This window comes from Acidovorax sp. GW458-11-26-14-TSB4 (assembly GCF_059423865.1).
This window is the reverse complement of sequence record NZ_JBWKYR010000007.1, coordinates 238,570-262,038: the sequence shown is the minus strand read 5'-3', so window position 1 is coordinate 262,038 and position 23,469 is coordinate 238,570. Positions and strand designations below refer to the sequence as shown.

23 protein-coding genes and 1 pseudogene are annotated in these 23,469 nt (G+C 66.9%); 21 read left to right on the top strand and 3 right to left on the bottom strand.

Annotated features, from left to right (window positions below):
• Positions 1-15 precede the first annotated feature (15 nt).
• From motB to AC07X5_RS17175, 8 genes are all read left to right on the top strand, one after another.
• Complete coding sequence (motB, locus tag AC07X5_RS17210; RefSeq protein WP_494771140.1) at positions 16-948, top strand: flagellar motor protein MotB; 933 nt, start codon at positions 16-18, stop codon at positions 946-948.
• 75 nt (positions 949-1,023) lie between these two features.
• Complete coding sequence (gene cheY / locus AC07X5_RS17205; protein ID WP_007852233.1) at positions 1,024-1,410, top strand: chemotaxis response regulator CheY; 387 nt, start codon at positions 1,024-1,026, stop codon at positions 1,408-1,410.
• A gap of 4 nt (positions 1,411-1,414) precedes the next feature.
• Positions 1,415-2,047, top strand: coding sequence for a protein phosphatase CheZ (locus AC07X5_RS17200; RefSeq protein WP_409960508.1), 633 nt, complete (start codon positions 1,415-1,417; stop codon positions 2,045-2,047).
• A gap of 181 nt (positions 2,048-2,228) precedes the next feature.
• The gene (locus tag AC07X5_RS17195) at positions 2,229-3,395 is read left to right on the top strand and encodes an EscU/YscU/HrcU family type III secretion system export apparatus switch protein (protein ID WP_409960509.1); all 1,167 of its coding nucleotides are present in this window, start codon (positions 2,229-2,231) and stop codon (positions 3,393-3,395) included.
• Positions 3,392-5,467 carry a flagellar biosynthesis protein FlhA gene (flhA, locus tag AC07X5_RS17190; protein WP_494771139.1) on the top strand — a complete coding sequence of 692 codons (2,076 nt, stop codon included), beginning with the start codon at positions 3,392-3,394 and terminating at the stop codon, positions 5,465-5,467. Before AC07X5_RS17195 ends, flhA begins: the two co-directional genes overlap by 4 nt.
• Positions 5,464-6,996, top strand: a complete 1,533-nt coding sequence (gene flhF, locus AC07X5_RS17185; RefSeq protein WP_494771138.1) for a flagellar biosynthesis GTPase FlhF — start codon at positions 5,464-5,466, stop codon at positions 6,994-6,996. Before flhA ends, flhF begins: the two co-directional genes overlap by 4 nt.
• A complete protein-coding gene (locus tag AC07X5_RS17180; protein ID WP_409960512.1) occupies positions 6,989-7,783 on the top strand; it encodes a hypothetical protein in 795 nt (264 codons plus the stop codon). The genes flhF and AC07X5_RS17180 overlap by 8 nt, the downstream gene beginning before the upstream one ends.
• 4 nt (positions 7,784-7,787) lie before the next feature.
• The gene (locus tag AC07X5_RS17175) at positions 7,788-8,504 is read left to right on the top strand and encodes an RNA polymerase sigma factor FliA (protein ID WP_409960513.1); all 717 of its coding nucleotides are present in this window, start codon (positions 7,788-7,790) and stop codon (positions 8,502-8,504) included.
• Between the two features lie 241 nt (positions 8,505-8,745).
• Here AC07X5_RS17175 and AC07X5_RS17170 read toward each other — a convergent pair whose 3' ends face one another.
• The 3 genes from AC07X5_RS17170 to flgA form a co-directional block, all read right to left on the bottom strand.
• Positions 8,746-9,132, bottom strand: a complete 387-nt coding sequence (locus AC07X5_RS17170; RefSeq protein WP_409959570.1) for a hypothetical protein — start codon at positions 9,130-9,132, stop codon at positions 8,746-8,748.
• Between the two features lie 51 nt (positions 9,133-9,183).
• Positions 9,184-9,513: a flagellar biosynthesis anti-sigma factor FlgM gene (flgM, locus tag AC07X5_RS17165; protein WP_494771137.1), complete on the bottom strand. Its 330-nt coding sequence runs from the start codon at positions 9,511-9,513 to the stop codon at positions 9,184-9,186.
• Between the two features lie 92 nt (positions 9,514-9,605).
• Positions 9,606-10,346 (bottom strand): flagellar basal body P-ring formation chaperone FlgA, encoded by a 741-nt coding sequence (gene flgA, locus AC07X5_RS17160; protein WP_494771136.1) that lies wholly within the window; start codon positions 10,344-10,346, stop codon positions 9,606-9,608.
• Positions 10,347-10,561: 215 nt separating this feature from the next.
• Between flgA and AC07X5_RS17155 the strand changes: the two genes are divergently transcribed.
• The 13 genes and pseudogenes from AC07X5_RS17155 (at position 10,562) to AC07X5_RS17095 (ending at position 23,465) form a co-directional block, all read left to right on the top strand.
• On the top strand, positions 10,562-11,053 hold the full coding sequence (locus AC07X5_RS17155; RefSeq protein ID WP_494771135.1) for a flagellar basal body rod protein FlgB: 492 nt from the start codon (positions 10,562-10,564) through the stop codon (positions 11,051-11,053).
• Positions 11,054-11,086: 33 nt separating this feature from the next.
• A complete protein-coding gene (gene flgC / locus AC07X5_RS17150) occupies positions 11,087-11,491 on the top strand; it encodes a flagellar basal body rod protein FlgC (RefSeq protein WP_409959578.1) in 405 nt (134 codons plus the stop codon).
• Positions 11,492-11,509: 18 nt separating this feature from the next.
• On the top strand, positions 11,510-12,163 hold the full coding sequence (locus AC07X5_RS17145; protein ID WP_494771134.1) for a flagellar hook assembly protein FlgD: 654 nt from the start codon (positions 11,510-11,512) through the stop codon (positions 12,161-12,163).
• A gap of 60 nt (positions 12,164-12,223) precedes the next feature.
• Positions 12,224-13,494: pseudogene (flgE, locus tag AC07X5_RS17140) on the top strand (flagellar hook protein FlgE).
• Positions 13,495-13,525: 31 nt separating this feature from the next.
• On the top strand, positions 13,526-14,266 hold the full coding sequence (gene flgF / locus AC07X5_RS17135; RefSeq protein WP_409959584.1) for a flagellar basal-body rod protein FlgF: 741 nt from the start codon (positions 13,526-13,528) through the stop codon (positions 14,264-14,266).
• Positions 14,267-14,296: 30 nt separating this feature from the next.
• Positions 14,297-15,079, top strand: a complete 783-nt coding sequence (gene flgG / locus AC07X5_RS17130) for a flagellar basal-body rod protein FlgG (protein ID WP_494771133.1) — start codon at positions 14,297-14,299, stop codon at positions 15,077-15,079.
• Between the two features lie 44 nt (positions 15,080-15,123).
• Positions 15,124-15,840 carry a flagellar basal body L-ring protein FlgH gene (locus tag AC07X5_RS17125; RefSeq protein WP_409959588.1) on the top strand — a complete coding sequence of 239 codons (717 nt, stop codon included), beginning with the start codon at positions 15,124-15,126 and terminating at the stop codon, positions 15,838-15,840.
• An 86-nt stretch (positions 15,841-15,926) separates the two neighbouring features.
• Positions 15,927-16,556, top strand: coding sequence for a hypothetical protein (locus AC07X5_RS17120; RefSeq protein WP_409959590.1), 630 nt, complete (start codon positions 15,927-15,929; stop codon positions 16,554-16,556).
• Positions 16,557-16,699: 143 nt separating this feature from the next.
• Entirely contained in the window at positions 16,700-17,854 is a 1,155-nt protein-coding gene (locus AC07X5_RS17115; RefSeq protein WP_494771132.1) for a flagellar basal body P-ring protein FlgI, read from the top strand.
• 2 nt (positions 17,855-17,856) lie between these two features.
• Positions 17,857-18,780, top strand: coding sequence for a flagellar assembly peptidoglycan hydrolase FlgJ (flgJ, locus tag AC07X5_RS17110; protein WP_494771131.1), 924 nt, complete (start codon positions 17,857-17,859; stop codon positions 18,778-18,780).
• A 16-nt stretch (positions 18,781-18,796) separates the two neighbouring features.
• Positions 18,797-20,725 carry a flagellar hook-associated protein FlgK gene (gene flgK / locus AC07X5_RS17105; protein WP_494771130.1) on the top strand — a complete coding sequence of 643 codons (1,929 nt, stop codon included), beginning with the start codon at positions 18,797-18,799 and terminating at the stop codon, positions 20,723-20,725.
• A gap of 178 nt (positions 20,726-20,903) precedes the next feature.
• Complete coding sequence (gene flgL / locus AC07X5_RS17100; protein ID WP_494771129.1) at positions 20,904-22,163, top strand: flagellar hook-associated protein FlgL; 1,260 nt, start codon at positions 20,904-20,906, stop codon at positions 22,161-22,163.
• Between the two features lie 69 nt (positions 22,164-22,232).
• Positions 22,233-23,465, top strand: coding sequence for an HDOD domain-containing protein (locus AC07X5_RS17095; protein ID WP_409959600.1), 1,233 nt, complete (start codon positions 22,233-22,235; stop codon positions 23,463-23,465).
• Positions 23,466-23,469: the final 4 nt, after the last annotated feature.

Below are 23,469 nucleotides of genomic sequence, written 5' to 3'. Positions count from 1 at the left end.
GCCCCCACTAGCATCATGGCAGAAAAAAAGCTTCAGCCCATCATCATCAAGCGCGTCAAGAAGGGCGGCCATGCCGCCCATGGCGGCGCCTGGAAGATCGCCTATGCCGACTTCGTGACGGCGATGATGGCCTTCTTCCTGCTGATGTGGCTGCTGGGCTCCACCGCCAAGGGCGAACTGCAGGGTATTTCCGCCTACTTCAGCTCCCCCCTGAAGGTGGCAATGACCGGCGGCGATGGTGCCGGCAACAGCTCCAGCGTGATCCCCGGCGGCGGCAACGATCTCTCGAAGGTGCACGGCCAGGTGCGCCGCTCCGACTCCGACCCCGACAACAACCGCAAGGCCAGCATCGACAACGCCCGCGCCGAGCGCGCCAAGCAGGACCAGGAGCGCATCAAGGCGCTGCAGGCCAAGATCGATGCGCTGATCACCGAAAACCCGCGCCTGAACGAATACAAATCGCAGATCCGCATTGACGTCACGCCCGACGGGCTGCAGATCCAGATCGTGGACGACCAGAACCGCCCCATGTTCGACAGCGGCAGCGCCCTGGTGAAGCCCTATATGCGCGACATCCTGCGCGAGATCGGCGCTGCGCTGGGCGGAGTGGAAAACCGCATCAGCCTGGCCGGCCACACCGATGCCGTGCCCTATGGCAACAGCGAGCGCGGCTACAGCAACTGGGAGCTGTCGGCCGACCGGGCCAACGCCTCGCGCCGCGAGCTGGTGTCGGCCGGCATGCCCGACGCCAAGCTGGGCCGCGTGGTGGGCCTGGCCGCCAGCGACCTGCTCGAACCCACGAATCCCCGCGCACCCGCCAATCGCCGTATTACCATCACGGTGCTGACTCGGGAGGCCGAAGAACGTCTCCTGGGCAAGGGGACTCCTGCGGCCAGTGCTCCCGAACTGCCGACGGAAAAGCGCGAAAATCCAACGACTGGCCGGTGAGGCTCGTTACGACTTGTCACCAAACCTGCCACACTTGACAATACAACCAGCCTATTTCGACCGAAAGGGTCCCAAGTGACCACAGCCCTTCGCTTCCTGATCGTTGACGACTTCTCCACCATGCGGCGCATCGTCCGCAATCTGCTCAAGGAGAGCGGATTTGCCGATGCCGACGAGGCCGAGGACGGTGTCGCCGCACTGAACAAACTGCGCAACAGCAAGTTTGATTTCGTGGTGACGGACATCAACATGCCCAACATGAATGGTTTCCAGCTCCTGGCGGAAATCAAGAAAGACGACAAGCTCAAGCACCTTCCGGTGCTGATGGTGACCGCCGAGGCCCGCAAGGAAGACATCGTCGCGGCCGCCCAGGGCGGTGCTGCCGGCTACATCGTCAAGCCCTTCACCAAGGCCACGCTGGAGGAAAAGGTCCTGCTGATCCTCAAGAAAATGGGAATGTGACGCCATGGAAACACCAGACGCCCCCCAGGGTGAACCCACGGCCGATGTTCACCACAAGATCGGCCTGCTGACCCGCCAGCTGCACGACTCGCTCAACGAACTGGGCTACGCCGACAAGCTGCGCGGCTCCATGGGTGAACTGCCGGACGCGCAGAGCCGCCTGTCCTACATCGCCCGCCTCACGGGCGAGGCCGCGGAAAAGGTGCTCAACCGGGTCGAGCAGGCCAAGGCGCAGCATGATTTCATTGCGGCCGAGACGCGCCGTGTCGTGGCCTCGCTGGTGAAAGACCCCGTGGCCGCCGTGGCCAAGGGCGAAATCATGAACTTCCTGACCGACGTGGAGCGCGTCACCATGGAAGCGGATACGCACCTGACCGAAATCATGATGGCGCAGGACTTCCACGACCTCACGGGCCAGGTGATCGCCCGCGTGGTCAATTTGGCCGCCACCATCGAAGAGCAACTGGTGCAGTTGCTGATCCAGACCGCACCGCCCAACGCCCAGGTGCCCTCGGCGCTGGCGGCCGAATCCCCGCGCGAGCACCTCGCCGGCCCCGTGGTGGATCCGGAGAACACCCCGGACATCGTGACCGACCAGTCCCAGGTGGACGATCTGCTGGCCAGCCTGGGCTTCTGATCCATCGTTCCACCGGCGTGGCGCAGCAGCGCCAGCCCATGACCGCGCGCTCTGCGCTGCGCGGCGGTAAGAACCTGTTCTCACAGCTTACAAGGGAAAAGGGGCCTGCAGCCGCCCTTTATCCGTCTTTAGATTTCCGGGTCGCTCACGACAATGGCAGGACACGAGTTGTCACGCCATCATGGAATCCAGCCAAGAAAAAAGCCTACCGGCGTCCGAACGCAAGCTGCAGAAAGCGCGCGAGGACGGACAGGGTGCGCGCTCGCGCGACCTGTCGCACCTGGCCATTCTGGGTGCGGGCGGCGGCGCCATGCTGGTCCTGGCGCCCACGCTCATGGGGCAGCTGCAGCAGGCGCTGGCGCACCAGCTGGTGTTCAACGCCGACACCGTGATGGCGCCCGCCACCATGCTGGACCGCATGCGGACCGTGGTCATCGTGGGCTTGATCGCCAGCACCGTGTTCGCCCTGCTCACCAGTGGCGCCGCCCTGCTCAGCGCCATCGGCGCTGGTGGCTGGATCTTCAGCATGAAGCCCATCAGCCCCCAGTTCAACCGCCTGAACCCCATCTCCGGGTTCACCAACCTGTTCTCCAAGCAGCAGATGGCCAACGTGGCCAAGATGGTCCTGATGACGGCCATCATCTCTGCCGTGGCCTGGCACTACATGTCCGGCAGCATCGAGCGCGTGGCCATGCTGGTGCTGCAGCCCTCGCCCTCCGCGATCCGCCAGATGTCCGAATGGCTGGTCTCCGGCGTCAGCCTGATGCTGCTGGTGGTCTTCATGGCGGCGCTGATCGACGTGCCGCTGCAGGCCTATTTCTTCAAGTCGCGCCTGAAGATGTCGCACGAGGAAGTCAAGCAGGAGCACAAGGAGTCCGACGGCGACCCGCACACCAAGGGCCGCATCCGCCAGAAGCAGCGTGAAATGGCCGATGGCGCGAGCGTGGCCGCCGTTCCCAAGGCGGACTTCGTGGTGATGAACCCCACCCACTATGCCGTGGCGCTGAAGTATGACGACAAGACCATGGCCGCCCCGCAGGTGATTTCGCGCGGCACCGACCTCGTCGCCATGCGCATCCGCGATCTGGCCAAGGCCCATGACGTGCCCGTGCTGCAGTCGCCCATGCTGGCCCGGGCCCTGTACGCCCACGCCGAGATCGACCAGGCCATCCCCGCCACGCTGTACGCCGCCGTGGCCCAGGTGCTGGCCTATGTGTACCGCCTCAAGGCCGCGCTGCGCGGCGAGGGACAGATGCCGGGCGACCTGGTCGAGCCCTACGTCCCGCCTGAACTCGATCCGCTGAACAAGACATCTTCGTCTTCCACCGTGCAAGGCACCGCGCCATGAACCAATTGAACTCCCTTCGGCAATGGGCGGGCAGCAACAGCGCCGCCCTTCAGGGCATGTCGGCGCCGCTGCTGGTGGTGGCCATCCTGGCGCTGATGGTGCTGCCCATCCCGCCATGGATGCTGGACACCTTCTTCACCCTGAACATCGCCGTGGCGCTGATGGTGATGATGGTCTCGGCCTACATGGTCCGGCCGCTGGACTTCGCGGCCTTTCCCTCGGTGCTGCTGCTGACCACGCTGATGCGCCTGTCGCTGAACGTGGCCTCCACCCGCGTGGTGTTGCTGGAAGGCCACACCGGCCCGGGTGCCGCGGGCGCCGTGATCGAGGCCTTCGGCCACTTCCTGATCGGCGGCAACTTCGCCGTGGGCCTGATCGTGTTCGCCATCCTGGTGGTGATCAACTTCGTGGTCGTGACCAAGGGTGCCGAGCGCATCGCCGAAGTGTCGGCGCGCTTCACCCTGGATGCCATGCCCGGCAAGCAGATGGCGGTGGACGCCGACCTCAACGCCGGCCTCATCGACGAGAAGGAAGCCAAGCGCCGCCGCGCCGAAGTGGCGGAAGAAGCCAACTTCTTCGGCTCCATGGACGGTGCCTCCAAGTTCGTGCGCGGCGATGCCGTCGCCGGCATCCTGATCCTGCTCATCAACATCATCGGCGGTTTCGCCATCGGCGTGCTGCAGCACGACCTCTCGGCCAAGCAGGCCGCCGACAGCTACATTCTGCTGGCCATCGGTGACGCCCTGGTGGCCCAGATCCCCGGCCTCTTGATCTCGGTCGCCGCCGCCATGGTGATCTCGCGCGTGGGCAAGGAACAGGACATGGGCCGCCAGATCGTGCAGCAGCTGTTCATGTCGCCCCGCGTGCTGGGTGTGACGGCCGGCATCCTGATCCTGCTCGGCCTGATCCCCGGCATGCCCCACCTGGTGTTCCTGGTGACCGGCGGCGCCCTGGGCTACTGGGCCTGGACCATGCACCAGCGCCAGCAGGTGCCCGAGGAGGTGGCACCACCGCCCCCCGTGGCCACCGACGGCGAAGCCACCTGGGACGACCTGCAGCCCGTGGACCTGCTCGGCCTGGAGCTGGGCTACCGCCTGATCACGCTGGTGGACAAAAGCCGCCAGGGCGATCTCCTGACCCGCATCAAGGGCGTGCGCCGCAAGTTCGCGCAGGAAGTGGGCTTCCTGCCCCCGGCCGTGCACGTGCGCGACAACCTGGAACTCAAGCCCAGCGGCTACCGCATCACGCTGCGCGGTGTGGTGGTGGGCGAAGGCGAGGCCTTCCCCGGCATGTTCCTGGCCATCAACCCCGGCGGCATCACCACGCCGCTGATCGGCACCCCCACGACCGACCCGGCCTTCGGCCTGCCCGCGCACTGGATCGACGACCGGCAGAAGGAAGCGGCGCAAATGGCCGGCTTTACGGTCGTTGATTCGGAAACCGTGATGGCCACGCATTTGTCACACTTGATGCAAGTGCAGGCAGCCAAGTTGCTGAGCCGCACGGAAACCCAGCAACTGGTGGAACACGTCGCAAAACTGGCCCCCAAGCTCATCGAAGAAGTCGTCCCGAAAATGGTCTCCATCGCCACGTTCCAGAAAGTCCTCCAGCTGCTGCTGGAAGAGTCTGTGCACATCCGCGATATCCGCACCATCATCGAGACCCTGGCCGAGCATGCCGGCGGCATCTCCGACCCCGTGGAGCTGGCACGCCGCGTGCGCATCGCCCTGTCGCCCGCCATCGTGCAGCAGATCTACGGCCCGACGCGCGAGCTCAACGTCATCGCCATCGAGCCCGGCCTGGAGCGCCTGCTGGTGCAGGCCCTGGGCAATACCGCAGCCCCGGCGCTGGACCCCGGCGTGGCCGACATCCTGACCCAGAAGGCCGCCGAAGTGGCCCTGCGCCAGGAAGAAATGGGCCTGCCGGCCTGCCTGCTGGTGCCCGACCAGATCCGCAATGCGATCTCCCGCCTGGTGCGCCGCGTCGCGCCCCGCCTGCAGGTCCTTGCCCACAGTGAAATTCCCGAGACCCACACGATCCGTATCGGGCCCATCCTCAAAGGTGCATCATGAACATCAAACGCTTTCACGCCGCCACGTCCCGTGAAGCACTGGCCAAAGCACGCATGGCCTTTGGCGATGGCACACTGATCCTGTCCAACCGCCCCACCGCCAACGGCGTGGAAGTGATGGCCACGGCCGAGGACACGCTCTCGTCGCTGGACAGTGCCGCGGCCGCCAGGCAGCCGGCGCACAGCGCACCCTCGCCCCTGGTGCAGGCCAGCCAGCGCCAGCAGCAACAGCAGCAGTCGCCGCAGCCCCGCGCGCCCCAGCCGGCCGCCATGAACCGCAACCCGGTCGAGGAAGACACCGAGCAACTGGCCATGAGCACCCTGTCCTTCCAGGACTATGTGCGCGAGCGCATGCTGCGCCGCCGCCACGAGGCCATTGCCGGCCCCTCGGATCCCGTGCCCATGATGCAGCGCAGCCGCGACCGCGCCGAGGAACTGGCGCGCGAGCGCCCCGCCGCCCAGGTGGCGCGCCACAACCCGCTGCGCTCCATCCCCATGGACCTGCCCGAGCCCGCGCCGCGCAAGCAGCAACAACAACAGCGCCACGAGGCCCCTTCGCTCTCGAATGCGCAGGTGAACAACCAGCAGAACCTGATGAGCGAGCTGCAATCGATGAAGGATCTCATCGAGGACCGCTTCAACACGCTGGCCTGGCTGGGCCAGGCGCGCCAGAACCCGATCCAGTCGAACCTGATGCTCAAGATGATCCGGGCCGGCTACTCGCCCGCCCTGGCACGCGCCGTGCTCGAACGCCTGCCCGAGGACCTGTCGGCCGGCGAAGCCGTGCGCTGGCTCATGGACGTGCTGGAGCGCAACCTCAAGACCGATGCCGGCGCCCTGCCCCTGTACGAACAGGGTGGCATCTTCGCCATGGTGGGCTCCACCGGCGTCGGCAAGACCACCACCACGGCCAAGCTGGCGGCCCTGTGCGCCCGCATCCACGGCCCCGGCAGCGTGGGCCTGATCACGCTGGACACCTACCGCGTGGGCGCCCACGAGCAACTGCGCACCTATGGCCGCATGCTGGGCATCGTGGCCCACCTGGCGCACGACCGCGCCGCGCTGCAGGACCTGCTGGGCCTGCTCAGCGGCAAGAAGATGGTGCTGATCGACACCACGGGCGTGGCCCCGCGCGATCCGCGCAAGCGCGACATGCTCGACGTGCTCGACCTGCCCCACGTCAACCGCCTGCTGGTGCTCAATGCCGGCTGCCATGGCGATACGCTGGACGACGTGCTGACCTCGTTCAAGACCAACGGCTCGCAGCAGGCCATCCTGTCCAAGGTGGACGAGGCTGTGAAGCTCGGCCCCTCCATCGATGCACTGATCCGCCACCAGATGGTGCTGCGCGGCGTGACCAACGGCCAGCGCGTGCCCGAGGACTGGGAAGCGGCCGACGCCCACCAGCTCATCGGCACCTCCATGCGCGCCCCGGTCAAGTCGCCGTTCGACCCCAAGGCCAGCGACCTGAATTTCTTCTTTTCGCATTCACCCGAATTGGTAACCGACAGGGGGTTGGTCGATGCTTGATACCGGATTCCACCAGGCCGCGAGCCTGCACAGCTTCACGCCACAGACCGAACTGCGCGTGCTGGCCGTGGCCAGCCAGGAGCAGGCCGGCAGCGGCCTGGAAACCCTGTGGCAGGTCTGCGCCAGCCTGCAGCGCATGGGCTACCCGGTCGTGGTGCTCGATGCCACGGGCTACGAAAGTGAAGATTCGCCCGGCCTGTACCACCTGCTGCGCCGGGCGCCCTGGCACGACGGCCTGGAGGGGGACGCCAGAGCATCCTCGCTGGCGGTGATTCCCGCCGCCCGGGGACTGTGGCAGCTCACCCGCTGCGACCACCCCGCCCATGTCTCGCCGCTGCAGGACATCCAGCCCTACTTCCGCGCCTACAGCATCCTGGTGCTGCATGCGCCTGCCCCCCTGCTGGGCCAATTGCTCACCCATACCCGCACCACCCCGCTGATGGTGATGGAGGGCGGCTCCGCCGGAGTGCTCACCACCTACAAAAGCCTGAAACAGATGGCGCAGTACACCGGACTGTCCTGTACAGTGGCGGCCCTGGTGCGCGGATCTGGCGTACGGGAACGCCGCAAAACCCTTGTCGCGTTGCAGACATTGCAGGACTGTGCCGAGCGCCACCTGGGTGGGCAGGTGCACACTACGGCGGTCTCCACCCAGAACCCGCAGGACCTGCAGCGCCTGGCCTTGCAACTGCTGGAAAACGCGGGCACCATCAATGGGTCGGTGATGGCAGCTGCGGCATCCAGCAGCTACCCATCCACGCCCGCACATCCCGTCCGGAGCCACTGATCTGATGTACACCGCCAAAGGCCAGCTCGACCGTGATGCGATGATTCGCCAGCACGTGCCCCTGGTACGGCGGATCGCGCACCACATGATCGCCAAGCTGCCCCCCAATGTGGAGCTGGACGACCTGATCCAGGTCGGCATGATGGGCCTGGCGGAGGCCCTCTCGCGCTACGAAGCCGCCCAGGGCGTGCAGTTCGAGACCTTCGCCACCCAGCGCATCCGCGGCGCCATGCTCGATGAGCTGCGCGAGGGCGACTGGATGTCGCGCAGCTCGCGCAAGAGCCAGAAGGACATCGAGCAGGCCGTCAACCGGCTGGAGCAGCGCCTGGGCCGCAGCCCACTCGAATCGGAGATCGCCACCGAGATGGGCATGCCCCTGGCCGAGTACCAGAACCTGCTGGGCAAGGTGCGCGGCACCCAGCTCGTGTACCTGGAGGACATGACCCACGGCAACGAGGAGGACGATGGCTTCCTCGACCGCCATGTGGGCGACGAGGCGGCGAATCCGCTCGAGATGCTGCGCGACCACCGCCTGCGCTCGGCCCTGGTCACGGCCATCGAATCGCTGCCCGAGCGCGAACAGCACATCATGGGCATGTACTACGAGCACGACATGAATCTCAAGGAGATCGCCGCCGTGCTGGGCGTCACCGAATCGCGCGTGTGCCAGCTGCACAGCCAGTCCATTGCCCGCTTGCGGGCGAAGATGCGAAGTCATTGAGAGTGCATCCCCCTGAGGCGCCTTCGCGCCTTCATCCCTTCTCTCGAATTACTGCGTAATTCGGGAAGGGGGACGCAGCCAGTGCGGCGGGGCGGCCCTTGCACGGCTGCCCTGGCTTGGGCAGCGCGCTATCCACGGCCTGCTGCTCGCGCGCTTGCGCGCACTGCGCTTATGTACTAATACAAACCGAGAATTGTGGCCATACAAAGCCGCATTGCGGCGCCGTGGCGCGCGGATCAAATCAACCGGCAGAGCGGTAGATCTTGGCGATGCCAGCGGCTTTTTGTTTGCCGCCCAGGCCGTTGCCGTAAGTGGCGTTGGCGGAGCTGTCCTGGGAGGGGACGAGCACGGCGGTCTGGCGGTCGGTGATGGCGGCCAGGCGCGCCAGGCTTTCGCGGTGCACCACCAGGGTGGCGGCGATGGCGTCCATGCGGGCCTTCAGGGCGGGGGTGATGCTGCTCACCTGCTGGCGGGAGAGGTCCAGCGCATACGTAAAACGGGCTGCGGCGTCGCGCAGCCCGGTGCTTGCTTGTTCGAGGGTGGGGGCATCGGCCTTGAGCAGGGCGGCAGACACCGCTTCGATGTGCTGCTCTACGGTCTGCAAGGCATCTTCCAGAGGGGTGGTCACGGCAGGTCTTGGTGGATGCGGGCCAGTGACGCCTGGAAGAAGGAAGTCACGCTAGCCGCGCGAGCGGGAAAAGATCTCTTGCGCATTGGCCAGCAGCTTGTCGGCAATCGCGCCGGCGCTGACCGAGAAAGTACCTTTTTCGATGGCTGCACGCACGGCAGCCACCTTCTTTGTATCGAAATCGCTTGCTGCACGGGTGGTCTGGTCCAGGGCCCGGGCCGCAGTGGAAACCGTCACAGGCACGCCAGGGGCCGAGGCAGCCTTCGTGCCTTGCGCCACTCCTTCGGGTGCCACCGGGGCCGCAGCGGGGGCCTTGGCCTGCTTGGCCTGCCCCGTCTGCGCCAGTGCGCCCGGAAGTTCCGGTTGTTGACCTATCTTCATCGCCTTCTCCAGCGCTCCGATGACACGGAGCTCGTAGCAATGTTTTCGACCTCTTGGCGCTGGACTTTAGCTATTTATGCAGGCGGGATGAATCAAAGGGTAACGTCGACCGTTCCATTTTCACCCACAATACCAGAGATTGTACGGCCATTGTCCATGCGGACTCGCACAGTCTGGCCTGCAGCACCCGCGGTGAGTGCCTGCCCCGCCGAGGTTACCGCAAAACCGGGCCCTTGCGCCACCACCCGCACCTGCGCCCCGGCCTTGAAGATGCTCGGTGCCCGAACCATGGGCTGGCGCAGGGCCTGGCCTGCCACCAGCGGGCGCGAGGCGATCTGGCCGACCCATTGGTCGGGATTGGCCACGATGGGGGCGGCATCGGCCGCCCAGTCCACCTCGGCTTCGGCGGCGTCGCTGGCGGCCAGCACCGCGCCGGAGGCGACGTTGCCCGTGAGCACCCAGGCCGGCCCCCAGGCCTTGACGGTGACGGGCAGGAACACGTTCCAGGCGCTTTGCCCTTCCACACAGCGCAGGCCCAGCCGGGTGCGGCCCCACAGGCGCGACCCCGCCGGCAGGTAGGGCTCGACCCGGGCACAGGGCGCCAGGCGCAGCCGGGTGTCCAGCGCACCGATGCTCACCTCCATGCGCAGCGGCAGGCCTGCGGGCTGGTTGCGCGCGATCGCGTCGTCCAGCCAGCGCTGGGTCAGGGCGGGCAGGTCCGCAGCCGGGTCGGCCACGGCCTGCGCCTGTGCCATGCCGGCCAGCAAGGTGCCGGCAAGGGCGGCCAGTGCGGCGCGGCCGGCGGTGGAAAAGGTGCGGAATGCGGGTGCCATGGGGCGTCTCCTGGTAGACCGGTGCGGCCCTGCAGCGCGCTGCACAGGCCAATTCTCGACCCTCACTGTAGGCCTTCGGGCGGCCGTTGATGCCCCGAACTGCGACCGCAAACGCGGGCTCTTCGCGCTTTAGAAAATCCAGGCGGTTTTCATAATCGAGCCACGCCAGAAAACCGTTTTTCACTGGCGTTTCGCAACCTGGACGTGAGGCAGACATGCTTGACAAGATGACCAACCGGCTGGACTTCCACGGCAACGCACTGATACTGCGTGCCGAGCGCCAGCGCGCCATCGCCAGCAATATCGCCAACGCCGACACCCCCGGCTACGTCGCACGCGACTTCAAATTCTCCGACGCGCTGAGCAACGCCACCGGCGAGCGCTCCTCGTACACCGAATCGCCCGCCAGCCTGTCCACCACCACGCTGGGCAACTCCGGCTACACCACCCAGCGGCCCACCGTCACCATCGGCACCGATCCACGGCACCTCACCGCCTCCACCGCCGACGAGGGCTCCTCGGCCGAGCTGGGGAACAAGGGCAAGCTGGCCTACTCCCTGCAGACCCAGCCCGCCCTGGACAACAACTCGGTCGACCTGGACCGCGAACGCGCCGCCTTCGTGGACAACGCCGTGCGCTACGAAGCCACGCTGCGCTTCATCAACGGCAACGCCAAGACCATGCTCAGCGCCATCCAGGGCCAGTAACGAGCCGCCCCGTATTTCCAAAGGCACACCACCATGTCCATGTTCTCCATCTTCAACGTCTCGGGCAGCGCCATCAGCGCGCAGTCCCAGCGCCTGAACGTCGTGGCCAGCAACCTGGCCAACGTCGATGCGGTGGCCGGCCCCGACGGCAATGCCTACAAGGCCCGCCAGGTGGTGTTTCGCACCACCAACATGGGCCAGGAAGGCTCGGACGGCGTGCGCGTGAGCGCCATCACCGAGAGCAATGTGCCCGGCCGCAAGATCCACGACCCCAGCCACCCCTCCGCCGACGAACAGGGCTACGTGACCCATTCCAACGTCAATGCCGTGGAGGAGATGGTGAACATGATTTCAGCGTCGCGCTCGTACCAGAACAACGTCGAGGTGATGAACACGGCCAAGTCACTTCTGCTCAAGACCCTGCAGATGGGCCAGTAACCCCGGGAGACCCTCACCATGATCCTCAGCGCCACCAATGCCGCCACGACCGCCGACACCGCCAATGCCAAGGCGACGGCGGCCAACGACCCCGCCGCCTCCCAGGACCGGTTCCTCAAGCTGCTCGTCGCGCAGCTCAACAACCAGGACCCGATGAACCCGCTGGACAACGCCCAGATGACCTCGCAGATCGCGCAGATCAACACCGTCACCGGCATCCAGCAGCTCAACACCACCATGCAGAGCATGGCCGCCCAGTTCAACTCGCTGCAGGTCATGCAGGGCACGACCCTGGTCGGACGCAATGTGATGACCGAGGGTTCGGGCATGACCGTTGTGGACAACGTGGGCAAGGCCGGCTTCGAGATCGCCTATCCCGCCACCAAGGTGGAGGTGGAAATCGTGACGCCTGGCGGCCAGGTGGTCGACACCGTGGACCTGGGCCCCAAGGAGATGGGCCGCCACAACTTCGACTGGGACGCTAGCGGCTACAAGGGCAGCAAGGAAGGCCTGCAGTTCCGCGTCAAGGCGGTCAACGGTGCCACCACGCTCGAATACACGGCACTCACCCAGTCCAAGGTCACCGGGGCGGGCGCCACCGATGGCCAGCTCGTGCTCACGCTGGCCAACGGCAAGAACATCAACTACAGCCAGATCAAGTCCATCGTCTGACGACGGACCTCGGCTGCCCCTCCCCCGATTCCCCGCACACGCCCTCTCAAGGAGAACACCATGGGTTTCCAGCAAGGCCTCTCCGGCCTGAACGCCGCCAGCAAGAACCTGGACGTCATCGGCCACAACATCGCCAACTCCAACACCGTGGGCTTCAAGGCGTCGCGTGCGGAATTCGCCGAAATGGTGGCCAATGCCATCGGCTCGGCCGGCGGCTCCAACGCCGGCATCGGCGTGGAGACGGCCGCCGTGGCCCAGCAGTTCACACAGGGCAACCTGACCATCACCGGCAACAGCCTGGACGTGGCCATCAACGGCAACGGCTTCTTCACGCTGCAGCTGCCCGACGGTTCGTCCGCCTACACCCGCGCCGGCAACTTCAAGCTGGACAAGGTGGGCAACATGGTGACCAATGACAACGCCAAGGTCATGGGCTACCCCATCGACCCCACCACCGGCCTGCGCACCGGCACCGACCCGATTCCCATGGTGTTCCCGACCTCGGAGCCGATCCCCGCCAAGCAGACCACCCGGATCGACGCCGCCTTCAGCGCGCCACCGATGCCGCCGGCGACCCGGCCGCCACCCCGCCCGTGCCCGCCACGCCACGCGCCACCTACGGCACCTCGATCAACGTGTTCGACAGCCAGGGCGTGGCCAAGCCGGTCAACCTGTACTTCCAGAAGACCGCCACCGACAACACCTGGGATGTGTACGACGCCCTGGACGATCCCACGGCCGTGCCGCCCGTGGTCGCCACGGCCATCGGCCAGATCACCTTCGACAACAACGGCGTGATCACCGGCCCGGCCGCCACGCCGCCGGCCACCGGCTTTGCGCTGACGCTGAACGTGAACCCCACGCCGCCCAACCCGAACAACCTGCCCGCCTACGACGTCGAGGTGAACCTGGACAACGTGACGCAGTTCGGCCGCAAGTTCTCCGTGTCCGACCTCTCGCAGGACGGCTATACCGCAGGCGACCTCACGGGCATCAACGTCGAGAACAACGGCATGATCATGACGCGCTACTCCAACGGCGTCACCCGCGCCGAAGGGCAGATCGCGCTGTCGAGCTTCCGCAACACCCAGGGCCTGGCCTCGGTGGGCGGCAACAACTGGGTGGCCACCTTCGAATCGGGCCAGCCCGTGATGGGCACGGCCACCGACGGCAACTTCGGTGCCCTGCGCTCGGGCGCGCTGGAGGACTCCAACGTCGACCTCACGGCCGAACTCGTGAACATGATGACCGCGCAGCGCACCTACCAGGCCAATGCGCAGACCATCAAGACGCAAGACCAGGTGATGTCCACCCTGGTGAACCTGCGCTGACACGCCCCTGACCCCCTGACCGGAAGCCGCCATGGACCGCATCATCTACACCTCCATGACAGGGGCCAACGCCGCTGCCCACCGGCAGTCGGTGCTGGCCAACAACCTGGCCAATGCGTCCACCAACGGCTTTCGTGCGGAGATGTCCACCTTCCGCTCCGTCCCGCTGCAGGGCGATGGCTCCACCACGCGCGTGTTTGCGCTGGAGGCCACCTCGGGCTACGTGGACAAGCCGGGCCCGGTGCAGCGCACGGGCCGCGCCCTCGATGCCATGGCCGTCGGCAACGCCTGGTTTGCCGTGCAGGGCCTCGATGGCCTGGAGGCCTACACCCGCAACGGCGGTTTTGAAGTCTCGCCCACCGGCGCCCTGCTCACGAACACCGGGCTGACCGTGCTGTCGGACGGCGGCGGCCCCATCGATGTGCCGCCGAACTCCGAGGTCTCGCTCGGCTCCGACGGCACCCTCACCGCCAAGACCGCGGGCCAGCCGCCCGCCGCCATCGGCCGCCTGAAGCTGGCCACACCCACCGCCGAAGACCCGCTCAAGCGCGGCGACGACGGGCTGTTCCGCGCCACATCGGGCGAACAGATCCCCAACGACCCCAATGCCCGCCTGCTCTCGGGGGCCATCGAAGGCTCCAACGTGAACGCCGTGGAAACCATGGTCGGCATGATCGCCGCCTCGCGCCAGTTCGAGCAGCAGATCAAGATGCTGCAGACCGCAGAAGCCGACGACAAAGCCGCCAGCCAGTTGCTGAGCATCAACGGCTGAACCGCCACCAGCCCCCTCTAGGAAATCGCCATGATCAACTCCCTCTGGATCGCCAAGACCGGCATGGAAGCCCAGCAGACCCAGCTGGACGTCATCTCGCACAACCTGGCCAACGTGTCCACCACCGGCTACAAGCGTGCCAACGCGGTGTTCGAAGACCTGATCTACCAGAACCTGCGCCAAGTGGGCGCCCAGACCACCGAGCAAAGCCAGCTGCCCACCGGCCTGCACCTGGGCCTAGGCGTGCGCACCGTGGCCACGGCGCGCAACTTCATGCAGGGCAGCATGCAGCAGTCCAACAACAACCTGGACGTGGCCATCAAGGGCAATGGCTTCTTCGAGGTCACGCAGCCCGACGGCACCATCGGCTACACCCGCGACGGCTCCTTCCAGCTCGACTCGCAGGGCCGCCTGGTCACCTCCAGCGGCCTGCCCATCGCCAACGGCATCACCGTGCCGGCCAACGCCACCAGCATCTCCATCAGCGCCGAGGGCGCCGTCACGGCCACCGTGCCGGGCAACACCGCGCCGCAGCCGCTGGGCAACATCGCCATGTCCACCTTCGTGAACCCGGGCGGCCTGGAGCCGCGCGGCCAGAACCTGTTCGTGGAAACCGCCGCCTCGGGCCAGCCCCAGCAGGGCACGCCCGGCACCAACGGCCTGGGCACCATCCTGCAGGGCTACCTCGAAACCTCGAACGTGAACGTGGTGCAGGAGCTGGTGACCATGATCCAGACCCAGCGCGCCTACGAAATGAATTCCAAGGCCATCCAGACCTCGGACCAGATGCTGGCCAAGCTCAGCCAGATGTAAGCAGCAGACAGGCCACAAGCCCCATTCTTGCCAGGATTCTTCCCATGACCACGATCCTCCACGCCTTCCAGGGCGCCCGCGCGCGCCTCCTTGCTTGGCCCAGCCTGGCTGCCGCCGTGCTCAGCACCGGCTGCGCCAGCATGTCCCCGCCGCCGCCCGTGGACATCCTGCCCACCACGCCGCCGCCCCTGGCCGCTGTCGCACCGCGCACCCCGCCACCGGTCACCGGCGGCCTGTTCCACACCGCCAGCTACCGCCCGTCCTTCGAAGACCGGCGTGCACGCCTGGTGGGCGACAACGTCACCATCCAGATCGTGGAAAACGTGACGGCGAGCCAGAAGTCCTCGTCCACCGTGGACCGCACCTCCAAGGTCAGCAGCGGGGTGACCGCACTGCCATTCACCGGCCAGAAGTTCACCGACAAGCTGGGCGTGGGCGCGAATTCGGAAAATGCCTTCGAGGGCAAGGGCGGCACCGAAAGCGCCAACACCTTCCAGGGCTCGATCACCGCGACCGTCATCGACGTGCTGCCCAACGGCCACCTGATCGTGGCCGGTGAAAAGCAGATCGGGGTGAACCAGAATGTGGATGTGCTGCGCTTCTCGGGCACCGTGGACCCCCGCGCCCTGCAGCCCGGCTCCATCGTGGCCTCCACCCAGGTCGCCAACGTGCGCGTGGAATCGCGTGGCCGCGGCGCCCAGGGCGAAGCCCAGGTGACCGGCTGGCTGGGCCGCTTCTTCAACACCGTGACACCGTTCTGATACAAAATGTGACCAGGCGCCTGCGGATCGGATGCAGGCCGTGCAGCCAGCGCAGCGCCCTTGTGCATTCAGACCCGAGGTTCACGATGTCCTTTTTTCGCAGCTCCCTGGCATGCGGCCTCACGGCCCTGGCCGCTGCATTTTCGCCCGTTGCCCAGGCGCAGCCCACCACCTACGCCTACTCCGTGGCGCTGAGCCTGGTGGCGCCCAAGGGCTCCGCCTCCGAGGCCGCCTCCAAGAACAAGACCCTGCCCGCAGGCATCAAGTTTTCGCCCTGCGACGCCACGGCGCTGGACCAGTTCGCCTTCACCATCAAGTACGACGCCGGCAAAGCGGCGGTGGGGACCACCCCGGGCACGCTGCAGAACGTGTACGTGATCTTCCACCGGGACAACAGCTTCGTCTTTCCCCTGGTGCGCTCGCCGCTGATCACCACCGGCGCCATCTTCAAGGTCTACCTGGCACCGGGCAACATCCAGACGACGGACGCCTACACCGCCGTGGCCGACAACCTGGGCGGCGCCCAGACCGAGGTGATCCTGGGCGGCAACCTCACCCTGCAGGGGCTGGATTCCGGCGTCTGGATGGTCACGGCCATCATCGCGCCGGCGGCCACGGTCAATTTCGACGATCCGCGCACCTGGAGCGCCTGGGACACCCTGCCCTTCATGCTGCGCAAGCCCTGGAAGGGCTTCACGAACAACTACTGCGAATGATTCGCAGCGGCCGGGCACCATTGCCGGGCCGCCGGCACGGCCTGGGCGCCGGGCGGGTGTGGGAAATGTAACCAGGCCCCACTCCCAAAAGGCGGGTGAATTCGCCTCTTTTTGGGCATTCCCTTGTGCGGCGACAGCCCACAATGAAGCCCATGAAAGCCTTGCCCTCCCCCTTCCTGGCACCCCCCCTGCGCACGCTGTGGCTGTCGGCCATCGCCCTGGCCCTGGCGTGTGCGGCCTGGCCGGCGCATGCGCTGCGCATCAAGGAAATCGCGGCGGTGCAGGGCGTTCGCACCAACCAGCTGACCGGCTACGGCCTGGTCGTGGGGCTGGACGGCACGGGCGACCAGACCACCCAGATGCCCTACACCACGCAGGCCATGTCCAACTACCTGCAGCAGATGGGCATCAGCCTGCCGCCCGGCACGGCCTCGCAGCTGCAGCTCAAGAACGTGGCCGCCGTGATCGTCACGGCCCAGCTGCCCGCCTTCGCCCAGCCCGGCCAGCAGATCGACGTCAACGTCTCCTCCATGGGCAACTCCAAGTCGCTCAAGGGCGGCATGCTCATGGTCACGCCCCTGCGCGGTGCCGACGGCGAGATCTACGCCCTGGCCCAGGGCAACCTGGTGGTGGGCGGCGCCGGCGCCTCCGCTGGCGGCAGCAAGGTGCAGATCAACCACTTGGCCGCCGGGCGCATCCCGCTGGGCGCCCAGGTCGAACGTTCCGTTCCCACGCCCCTGAACGAGGGCGACACCATCAGCCTGGGGCTCAATGCCTCGGACTTCCAGACCGCCCGCCGCGTGGCCCAGGCCATCAACAGCCGCCTGGGCAACAACCTCGCCACGGCCCTGGACGGCCGCACGGTGCAGGTGCGCGCGCCCAGCGACCCCGGCGCCCGTGTGGGCTTCATCGCCGACCTGGAAGAGCTGCCGCTCGAAATGGCGGCCCCAGCCGCCAAGGTGGTGATCAATGCGCGCACCGGCTCCATCGTGCTCAACCAGGCCGTGACCCTGGGCCCCTGCGCCATCGCGCACGGCAACCTGTCCATCACCATCAGCTCGCGCCCCGTCATCAGCCAGCCCAACCCGCTGTCGCAGGGGCAGACCGTGGTCACGCAGCAAAGCGACATCAAGATCAACCAGGAGCCGGGCAACATCATCCAGATGCCGCCCTCGCCGCAACTGGCCGACGTGGTGCGCGCGCTGAACACGCTGGGCGCCACGCCCGGTGACCTGCTCGCCATCCTGCAGGCCATCAAGGCCGCCGGCGCCCTGAACGCCGAGCTCGAAGTGATCTGACCATGGCCCTCACGCTGCCCTCGTCGTCCGCAAGCACCAGTACGTCGAACGCGCTGGCGGCCGACGTCAAGTCGCTGAATGCGCTCAAGTACGAGGCCGGCAACAACAATCCCCAGGCCGCGAAAGAGGCCGCCAAGCAGTTCGAATCGCTGTTCATGCGCGAGATGATCAAGAGCATGCGCGAGGCCACCATGAAGTCCGGCCTGATGGACGGCGCCCAGGGCGACCTGGGCACCGATCTGCTGGACCAGCAGCTGTCAGTGCAGATGGCCGGCCAGCCCGGCGGGCTGTCCGAAGCCATCGCACGCCAGCTCTCGCGCCAGATGGGCGGGCCCGACCCGTCCTTCTCCGTGCCTTCGACGATGAGCCTGTCGCAGGTCCAGCGTCCCGCCGCCGCCAAGGTGAGCGCCAGCCCCGCCGAGGCCGTGGGCCAGGCGCCCAAGGGCCGCGATGGCTTCGTGCAGCACCTGAGCGGCACGGCCGAGAAGGTGGCGCAGGAAAGCGGCATCCCCGCGAGCTTCATGCTCGGCCAGGCTGGCCACGAGACCGGCTGGGGCAAGAGCGAGATCAAGAACGCCGACGGCAGCAACTCCTTCAACCTGTTCGGCATCAAGGCCGGCAAGGGCTGGACCGGCAAGGTCGCCGAGATCACGACCACCGAGTACATCAACGGCACGCCGCGCAAGGTGGTGGCCAAGTTCCGGGCCTACGACTCGTACGAGGATTCGTTCCGCGACTACGCGCGCCTCATCAAGGAAAGCCCGCGCTATGAAAAGGCGGAGTCCGTGGCGCAGTCCGGCTCGGCCATGGACTATGCCTCCGCACTGCAGAAGGCGGGCTACGCCACGGACCCCGGGTACGCCCGCAAGCTCAGCGGCGCCATCAACAGCGTGCAGCGTGCGCAGCAGCAGCGGGCGCAGGCCTGAGGACACGAGGTAAACCATGAGCCTGCTCAACGTCGGTGCCCGCGCCCTGCTCGCCAACCAGGTGGCCCTGCAGACTGCCGGCAACAACATTGCCAACGTCAACACGCCGGGCTATTCGCGCCAGACCGTGGTGCTGCAGACCGTGCAGGGCCAGTTCACCGGCGGCGGCTACATCGGCCAGGGCGTGGACGTGCAGACCATCCTGCGCAACCAGAGCGAACTGCTCACGCGCCAGTCGGCCGCGGCCGGTTCGGTGCAGAGCGGCGACATCGTGCGCGCAGAGCGCCTGCGCCAATTGCAGGACGTGTTCAGTGGCGGGGCCACCGGCCTGGGCGCAGCCATCAACGACATGATGAACGCCTTCTCGGATGTGGTGAGCGCGCCCACCGACATCACGGCCCGCACGCTGGTGCTCACGCGCATCGACGAGACCGCGTCGCGCATGCGCGCGGCCGCGGAACGTGTCGACGAGATCGAGTACACGGTGAAGGAACAGCTGCAAAGCAGCATCACCGCCATCAACAGCCTGGCCGGCCAGATCGCCGCCGTAAATGAGCAGATCGCACGCGCCAAGGGCAATGGCCAGACGCCCAACGACCTGCTGGACCACCGCGACCAGCTGATCCGCGAGGTCAACCAGTACGTGCAGACCACGCAGATCCCGGCCGACGACGGCACCGTGGGCCTGTTCGTGGGCGGCAGCCAGCCCCTGGTGCTGGGCACCACGCCCTCTGAGGTCTCGGTGGACGATGCCACGCAGTTCCCCGGCAGCGGCCAGCTCAAGCTGTTCTTCAACCGCCCCGGCGCGCCGGCCATCGAGGTGGACGAGAACATGATGGGTGGGGGATCGGTCTCCGGCCTGCTGCGCTTCAACAACACCGACCTGTCGGAGAGCCGCAACCTGCTCGGGCGCATGGCCATGGCCATCGGCATGACCATGAACGAGCAGCACAAGCTGGGCCTCACGCTGGACGGCCAGATGGGCAAGGACCTGTTCTCCCTGCCCACATCCATGCCCGGCCTGACCAACGGCGGCGGCGTGGGCAATGTGACCTTCACGGACCCCACCAAGTTCGCGGCGTCCGACTACGAGATCCGGTTCACCACCGGCACGGCCGGCCAGGTGGTGCGCCTGTCCGACGGCAAGGCCACGGCCTTCACCGACGCTGCCAACCTGGCCACGCTGGACATCGACGGGCTGACCTTCAACCTCACCACGCCCGGCGCGCCTGGCGAACGCATGCTGTTCCAGCCGTTCAACTCGGCAGGGGCCAACATCAACGCCCTGGTGTACTCGCCGCGCGACCTGGCGGCCGCCAACCCCATCAACGCGGCCATGGGCACGACCAATGGCGGCACGCTGCAGTTGGCGGGGCTCAAGTCCACCGACGCCCTGGTGACGCCGCCCATCCCCGGCGGCGTGACGCTGACCTTTGCCGCCGGCCCGCCGACCACCTACACGGTGACGGGCTCGACCACGCCGCCTTCGGGCACGGCGGGCATACCCTACACCTCCGGCTCCACCATCACCGTCGATGGCTGGGAGATCAAGCTGCAGGGCTCGCCCAAGACCGGCGACACCGTTCGGGTGGGCAATGCGCTGGACCCGCAGTACGGCGACAACTACACGCGCAACGCCGGCAATGCCACCTCGCTGATGAACCTGCGCGACGTGAAGATGTTCGACGAGTCCACGATGGCAGACGGCTATGCCGGCCTGATGGCCCAGGTGGGCACGCGCACGCAGAGCGCCACCTTTGCCGCCGAGCTGTCGACCACCATCGCCGCCAACCTGGAGCGCGACCGCACGGCAGTCTCGGGCGTCAACCTCGACGAAGAGGCGGCCAAGCTGATCCAGTACCAGCAGGCCTACCAGGCTTCCGCCAAAATGCTGCAGATTGCACAGAGCATCTTCGATACCCTGATTCAAGGATTGACGCGATGACCTGCTCCCCCCTGAGTCGCTTCGCGCCGTCCCCACAGGGGGACGCCCCCAGCGCGGCGGGGCGGCCCTTGCGCGGGGGCGCTTGCCGTGGCCGCGCCGGTGTCGCAGGCCGCAAAGGGTGGTCGGCGCAAGGGAAAACTGAAATGACCACCTTGGAATACAGGTCCAGGAGTTCGACATGAGCAATACCCTCTACCGCCTTGGCACCGCCAACATGTACGACAACGCGCTGCGCAACCTGGGCGCGCGCCAGACCAACCTGTCCAACCTGCAGGAGAACCTGACCTCGGGCAAGCGCGTCGTGCGCGCCAGCGACGATCCGGTCTCGGCCGCACAGGCCGAGCGCGCGCTCACCCGGCTCACCCGCATCCAGACGGAGCAGCGCGCCCTGGAGACCCAGCGCAACGCCATCGCCCAGGCGGAATCCTCGCTCGGCGACGCCATGGGCCTGGTGCAGAGCGCACGCGAACTCATGGTGAGCGCCGGCAGCCCCACCCTCACGTCCAGCGACCGCGCCACCATCGCCAACCAGCTGCAGGGCATCCGCGAACAGCTGCAGGAGGTGGCCAACCGCAAGGACACCAACGGCATTCCGCTGCTGGGCGCGCTGGGCAGTGCGCTGGCCCCCTTCCTGGGACCGCAGTCGGTCTCGCCGGACTACCTGTTCAATGGCCAGCCCGGGCAGACGGGCAGCACCGGCGTGGCCATTCCCAACACGCTGGATGGCGAGTTCGCCTTCATGTTCCAGCCCCAGCGCGATGGCGCCTACAACATCCAGGTCAACCCGGCCACCCTCAACAACAACCAGCAGCTCACGACGACCGGTGCCAAGCCGGTGGACCTGAGCCTGGTGACGGGTGACAACTACACGATCAACTTCACGTCGGTGGTCCCCGGGGCCACCATCGGCACCACCTCGGCGACCTACACCATCACCAACACCACCACCGGCGTGACGTCGGCGCCGGTGGTGGTGCCGGACTACCCGACCGACAAGCCGGTGACGATCGCCGTGACCGGCGTGCCCGGGCTGACCTTCGACATCAAGGGCAACCCGGCCACCGGGGACAGCATCACCATGGCGCCCTCCGCCAGCGTGTTCAGCACGCTGGACAGCGCGATCCGCGACATCCGCGGCGCCGTCAACAGCAACGCCGCGACCCAGGCCGTGGGGCAGGCCCTGACCAACATCGACATCGGCCTGGACCGCATCAGCAACACGCGCAGCTACGCAGGCGAACTGCTCAACCGCGCCGACCGCATCACGGGCGACCAGGAAAAGCGCTCGATCCAGCTCGAGGGCGACCGCTCGCGCGCCGAGGATCTGGATATGATCAAGGGCATTTCAGACTTCCAGAACCAGCAGGTGGGCTATGAGGCAGCGCTCAAGTCCTATGCCCAGGTGCAGAAGCTGTCCCTGTTCAATTTCATCAGTTAAAGCGGGCCTGCCCTGAGCCGCACTCCCTGGCGGGGGGACGGACCCCAACGAGACAACGCCTGAGAGCCCATGGTCCAATCCGTCCTCGGCAGCCTGATCCTGGGGTACCGCCCCCTGTGGAACCGTGCCCGCAAACTCGCTGCCATCCAGCTCTACGTCCAGAACGAATCCCCGGCCGCCGTGGTCGATACCGGCCACCTGCTGCGCACGCTGCAGGAGCTGTGGTCCGCCAGTTCGCCACCGCTGCTGCTGTCGCCCCAGACCCACCAGGTGCTGGCCGACATGCTCGAACATGCGCCCCGCGGCGCCCCCTGGATCGAGGTACGGGGCGACTGGCTGCAGGACTCGGGCATCTATGCCCTGGTGAAGGCCGCGCACCAGCGCGGCCTGAAGCTGGTCTGGCGTGGCGACATCGGCAAGCTGCCCGAGCCCGCCGTGGCGCAGTGTTTCGACAACAGCCTGCTGAGCCTGACCCCGGCCGACGCGGTGGCTACCCTGCAGGCCAACCCCCGGCCCGGCAGCCCGGCAGCCCGGACGCCACCGCGGGCCGTGAGCCCCATCCTGGCCGGGCAGATGTACGAGAACATCCCGAGCCGCGCCCTGATGGAGCATTGCCTGGACAAGCACAATGCCCTGGCCCTGGCCGGCTGGCCGACGGAAGACGTGCTCTACAGCGTGCGCCACACGCCGCAGCAGCCGTCGCACGCCGTGATCGCCAAGCTGCAGAAGGCCATCGACGCGGAGCAGTCGCTCGAGACCTTCGAAGACATCATGGGCGAGGACCCGCTTTTGGCCTACCGCTTCATGGTGTACACCAATTCGGCGGCGCTGGGCCTGCGCACCGGCATCGACTCGTTGCGCCGCGGGCTGGTGATGATGGGCTACGGGTCCATCAACCGCTGGCTGTCGGACCAGCTGCCGCACTCCAACACCGACCCCAACATGCAGCCCGTGCGCGAGTCCATGGTGCTGCGCGCCCGGCTCATGGCACAGCTGCTGGATGCAGGCATCGAAAACGAACTGCGCCGCGAGATCTACCTGTGCGGACTGCTGTCGCAGATCGACGATCTGCTGCAGGAGCCCCTGGGCACCATCCTGCACCGCATCCCGCTGTCCGAGCGCATCTACGATGCCACCGTGCTGCGCACCGGCCCCTATGCCGCCAGCCTGCAGATGGCCTGTGCGCTGGAGAGCGGCGACGCGAGCGCCATCCGCCACCTGTGCGAGACGCAGGAGATGGACCTCGAAGAAGTCAACCGCGGCCTGCTGCGCGTGCTCTCGGACCTTGAGGTGGCACGATAACCAT